Source organism: Salipiger marinus (assembly GCF_900100085.1).
Lineage (GTDB): Bacteria > Pseudomonadota > Alphaproteobacteria > Rhodobacterales > Rhodobacteraceae > Salipiger > Salipiger marinus.
The window spans coordinates 1-4,617 of the sequence record NZ_FNEJ01000061.1 but is presented as its reverse complement, the minus strand read 5'-3'; the positions used below and the strand labels follow the sequence as shown (position 1 = coordinate 4,617).

Below are 4,617 nucleotides of genomic sequence, written 5' to 3'. Positions count from 1 at the left end.
TCTCCTGGATCGACAGCTTCTGACGCAAATGCATCCGTCGGATGATGTTCAAAAGTCCCATGTGGGTCACTCCGTTACCCCCGCCGCTCAACGCTTTCGGGGAAGGTACACATGGCTCAGTTCTCAGTGGAAATTATGCCTGGGTGGAAATCAACATCGAGATCTTCCGTCGCGGCCAGAAACCCATGTCGCGCGCGCCACCACGGGAGCAGGTCGCATGACGAGCCGCCCGTCATCCTGCATGCATCCATGTCGACTGGCCTGCGCAGCGCCGGTGATGTCACCCTGCGCCCCACGACCCCGGTTCGTCGTACCACTGGCAAAAGGCCGGAACTGACCTTGTCGCCGGCATCGACCGGCCGCAACCCACCGCCGGTCAACGCCGCCCACAAAACAGCCGCCACCTCCTCGATTAGCGTGGCAAAGACCGTCAGCGCGCTTTCCCCATAGCGCTCACCAAGCCCCTCGCGGCCTCGTCCTTCCGAGGTTTGTCAACGCGGGCCGCCATCTCTTGGCAGCCAACGTCGCACCACGGCCCGCATCGAAAAACCTTCAGGGGAGTCGTCGTTTGCCGCAGGATCGACGAACGGCCGCTTGGGGTTCGCGTCCCATCGGTATGGTTTTCAGCACAAAGGCGGGTACAACTGGGGTTCGGTTAAACCAATCGCTCAATCGGTAGCTGCCCGGAGGGCTAACGCTCGACGAACCTGGCACCCCACCGAAGGCTGCGCTTCTTCATTGGAGTGCAGCGATCACCGCCGTTCACAAAGAAGTTGGAAATCAGGCCTCTAAAACACACGTGGCCAATCCGAGAAGAAAATTCCTCCAGAACATATCAATTATCTGTCTTTGCTTTCCAAAAGGCCGAGCTCGCTTCATCTTGCGCAGGAGCGGAGAGGTAGAAAACAGAAATGCGAATTCATTCGGTATCGATCAACAACTTTCGCGGAATCAGGTCCGCCACCATCTGCCTGCCCGCGCATGCTGTGCTTATCGGCGACAACAACACCGGCAAGTCTTCGGTGCTGGAGGCCATTGATCTGGTGCTGGGTCCCGACCGGCTATCCCGTAGGCCGCCGGTCGACGAGCACGACTTCTTCGAGGGACGCTATCTCGCGCCTGCCGTTGCAGCGGCCGACCAAGGAGGGGTTGCCCCCGTGAATGCCGCGGCCCCCCCGGCGGATACAGAGCCGCTGCAAATCGAGATCGAAGTGACGATCACCGACTTGTCGGAGGAACAGCTCGCCCGTTTTGGCGGCAGCATCGAGTGGCTCAACACGGTCGATGGAACTCTGTTCACAGAAGCGAACCCCGCCAGCATAGATGCTGCGCCCATCAACGCGGCGCTGCGCGTCACTTTCATCGGCCAATATGATCCCGACGAGGACGATTTCACCGGCATTACCTATTTTAGCCGCAGCCTGACCGAGGGCGACACGCCCACGCCGTTCCGCAAAAACGATAAGCAGCATTGCGGCTTCCTTTTCCTCCGCTCGCTCAGGACCGGGTCGCGCGCGCTCAGCCTTGAGCATGGCAGCCTGCTCGACATCATCCTCCGCCTGAAGGAGATCCGCCCCCGGCTTTGGGAGGGCACACTCGAAGCACTTTCCACACTGGACGTGGCGGGTGCCCCTGAGATGGGCATCAGCGGGGTCCTCGAAAGCGTGAATGCCTCGCTCAAGAAATATGTTCCCCGTGAATGGGGTGCCCAGCCGCAGCTTCGCGTCTCCGGCCTGACGCGCGAGCATCTGCGCAAAGTGATCACCGCCTTTATCGCTACCGGCAATGGCAACCATGCCGCGCCTTTCTATCGGCAGGGCACCGGCACTATTAATATGCTCGTCCTGGCGCTTCTCTCTCAGATCGCCGAGGACAAGCAGAATGTGATCTTCGCCATGGAGGAGGTCGAAACAGCTATCCCTCCCTATGCGCAGAAGCGGATCGTCCATGAGCTACGCAAGCTCGCCGCCCAATCGATCATCACCTCGCATTCCCCCTATGTCCTGGAAGAATTCAGTCTTGACGAGACCGTCATCCTTTCACGGACTCACCACGGCATGCTCAGCCAGTCGTCGATCACCCTACCCGACAGCGTGAAGCACAAGCGCTATCGTCAGGACTTCCGCACCAAATTTTGCGAAGGGCTGCTGGCGCGCCGGGTGCTCATCGCAGAAGGAGATTCCGAAGCAGCAGCGCTTCCAGTGGTCGCGCGTCGGCTCTCTGATCTCAATCCAGCGGCCTACACCTCGATCGAAGCCTTGGGCATTACCATAATTAACGCGAAGACCGAGACTCAGATCGCCGATCTCGGCAAGCTCTACGCGGGGCTGGGGAAGCGGGTGTTCGCGCTGTGTGACCTGCAGAGACAGGAGGCGCAGCAGGCGATCGAGGCCGAGGTCGAGCAGCTGTTCATGCATCCAGAAAAGGGCATTGAAGAACTTGTCCTCAAAAACACCACTTTGGAGGCGATGAACCGCTTCTCGCAGTCGCTGGCCTGGCCGCAGCATCTGGCGGCAAAGCATGCGGGCGCCGACGTGAATATGAAAGATGCGCTGATGGACTATTTTCAGTGGTCGAAGGGCAACTGGGGCATCGCCGACTTCCTCGCCCAGTGCTCAGAGGCCGAGATACCTCTCTGGTTTCGCCAGACCTGCGCACGGCTGCGCGAGCTGTGCGATCCGCCCCCAACTCCGCCGACTGCGGGGCCGGCAACTGGCAGTGACGGCGACGACTTCGACCTCCTTTTCGGCTTATAGCAGTAGTAATCATGGTCGACCTTACGCCGAAGCAGCAGATCGTACTCGCGACCGTCGGCCATCAGCTGGTCACAGGCGGCCCCGGCTCCGGGAAGACAACCGTGTCGATCCTGAAGGCGGCAAAGATCGCCCGCGAAACGCTCAAGCCTGGGCAGCGTGTCCTCTTTCTTAGCTTCGCGCGCGCGACAGTATCCTGTGTCCTCAAAGCGATCGACGATGAACAGGACATCTCGCCCGCCGATCGGAGCCGGATCGAGGTCGACACTTATCACAACTTCTTCTGGCGGCTGCTCAAGACGCACGGCTATCTGGTCGGCCTGCCGCGCAGGATCTCGTTCCTCACGCCGCCCGGCGAGGCGATCGCCTTGGCTGCAATTCGCCGCGAATATGGCGCCGACAAGAAGCTCGACGATGCCGAGCTAGCCGAAAAGCGAACGCGCGAGAAGGCTGAGCGGGAGCGCCTTGCGTTTGCTGAGGGGAAAATCTGCTTCGATCTGTTTGCCGATCTCGTGGCGCGACTTCTCGAGGGGTCGGCCAAACTGCGAGCGCTCACTGCCATCACCTGGCCCTGCATCATCTTCGATGAATTCCAAGATACAAGCGCGGCTCAGTGGCGCGTCGTTAAGGCGCTTGGCGACCGTTGCACCTTGATCGCGCTGGCTGACCCCGAGCAACGCATTTTCGAGTTTATCGGCGCCGATCCCGCCCGCCTTGACCATTTCAAGGCTGCGTTCGCTCCGACCTTCACCGAGCTCGGCTCGGATAATCACCGCAGCAAGGACACGGACATTCTACTCTTCGGCAACGAGGTGCTGACCGCCAACTTCAGCAAGTCCGAGTATGCTGGCATCGCTTTTTGCGGGTTTCCGTCTAACCGGAACCAGGCCTATGCAGCGCTAGTCACGCAGGTCTTGCAGGCGCGTGCCCGGTTGATCGCCACAGGACGGCCCGACTGGTCGCTGGCAATCCTCGTTCCGACCAAGCGGATGATGCGGATTGTTTCCGATATCCTGCGCGAACCGTTCGGCAACGTGCCAGCCATCGCCCATGCCGCCTCGATCGATATGGAAGGACCGATCCTGGCAGCCGACGTCATTGCGCTACTACTCCAGCAAGCGTGTGGTGCGGATGACCTCGACCAGTTGGTCCATCTGATGTGCCAGTACCTTCGCGGCCGTGGGGGATCTGACCCAAGCAAGCGTGATCTGGGCGATGCGGTCAGACTGGAGAGGGCGCTGGCGAAATGGAACCAGCGGATCGCCGCGGGACGCGCCCCACACGCGAGCAGCGTCATCCAGCCTATCGCCGCCGTACTCTACGCAAGCCAGCAGGTTGTCATGCTCGGCGATCCTGACAAGGACTGGATCGCCATTCGCGCCAAGCTTGCTGATGGAGAGTGTCCCCGGCTGCGGGCGATTGCGAACGACGCCCGCAATGTGCGTCTGCTCGAGCGGGGCAATATGCTGCGCAAGACGTTGGAACAGAACTGGCGAGAGCGAGGTCGCTATGCTGATGCGCTTGACATCACACTGTTGGATGTCACTGAGAACTGACCCAGCGGCGATAGGAAATGTCACTGAGAACTGACCCATGTGGAACCCTCCCCCTGACGGGATTTGTCGGGGGTCATTGGAGTGATCGACATGGATATTTTGAGCGTCATTCGACGTTGGGCACTTCGGGATAAGTTGCCCATCCGTGAGATTTCGCGGCGGACTGGTCTGTCGCGCAATACTATCAGGCGTTACCTGCGTGCCGGGATCGTCGAGCCCAAGTTCAACGTGCCGTCGCGGCCGAGCAAGCTCGACGCATACGCGGAGAAGTTGTCGGGCTGGTTGCTGGCCGAACAGCGCAAGTCGCG

General features: G+C 60.3%; 3 protein-coding genes. All 3 read left to right on the top strand.

Going from position 1 to position 4,617, the window contains the following annotated elements; genetic code table 11:
• The first annotated feature begins 911 nt into the window (after positions 1 to 911).
• Positions 912 to 2,756 carry an ATP-dependent nuclease gene (locus BLR51_RS26565; protein WP_089852558.1) on the top strand — a complete coding sequence of 615 codons (1,845 nt, stop codon included), beginning with the start codon at positions 912 to 914 and terminating at the stop codon, positions 2,754 to 2,756.
• Positions 2,757 to 2,767: 11 nt separating this feature from the next.
• Positions 2,768 to 4,309: a UvrD-helicase domain-containing protein gene (locus BLR51_RS26560; RefSeq protein ID WP_089852557.1), complete on the top strand. Its 1,542-nt coding sequence runs from the start codon at positions 2,768 to 2,770 to the stop codon at positions 4,307 to 4,309.
• A gap of 90 nt (positions 4,310 to 4,399) precedes the next feature.
• On the top strand, positions 4,400 to 4,617 hold a 218-nt coding region (locus BLR51_RS26555; RefSeq protein ID WP_131821903.1), incomplete at its 3' end, for a helix-turn-helix domain-containing protein.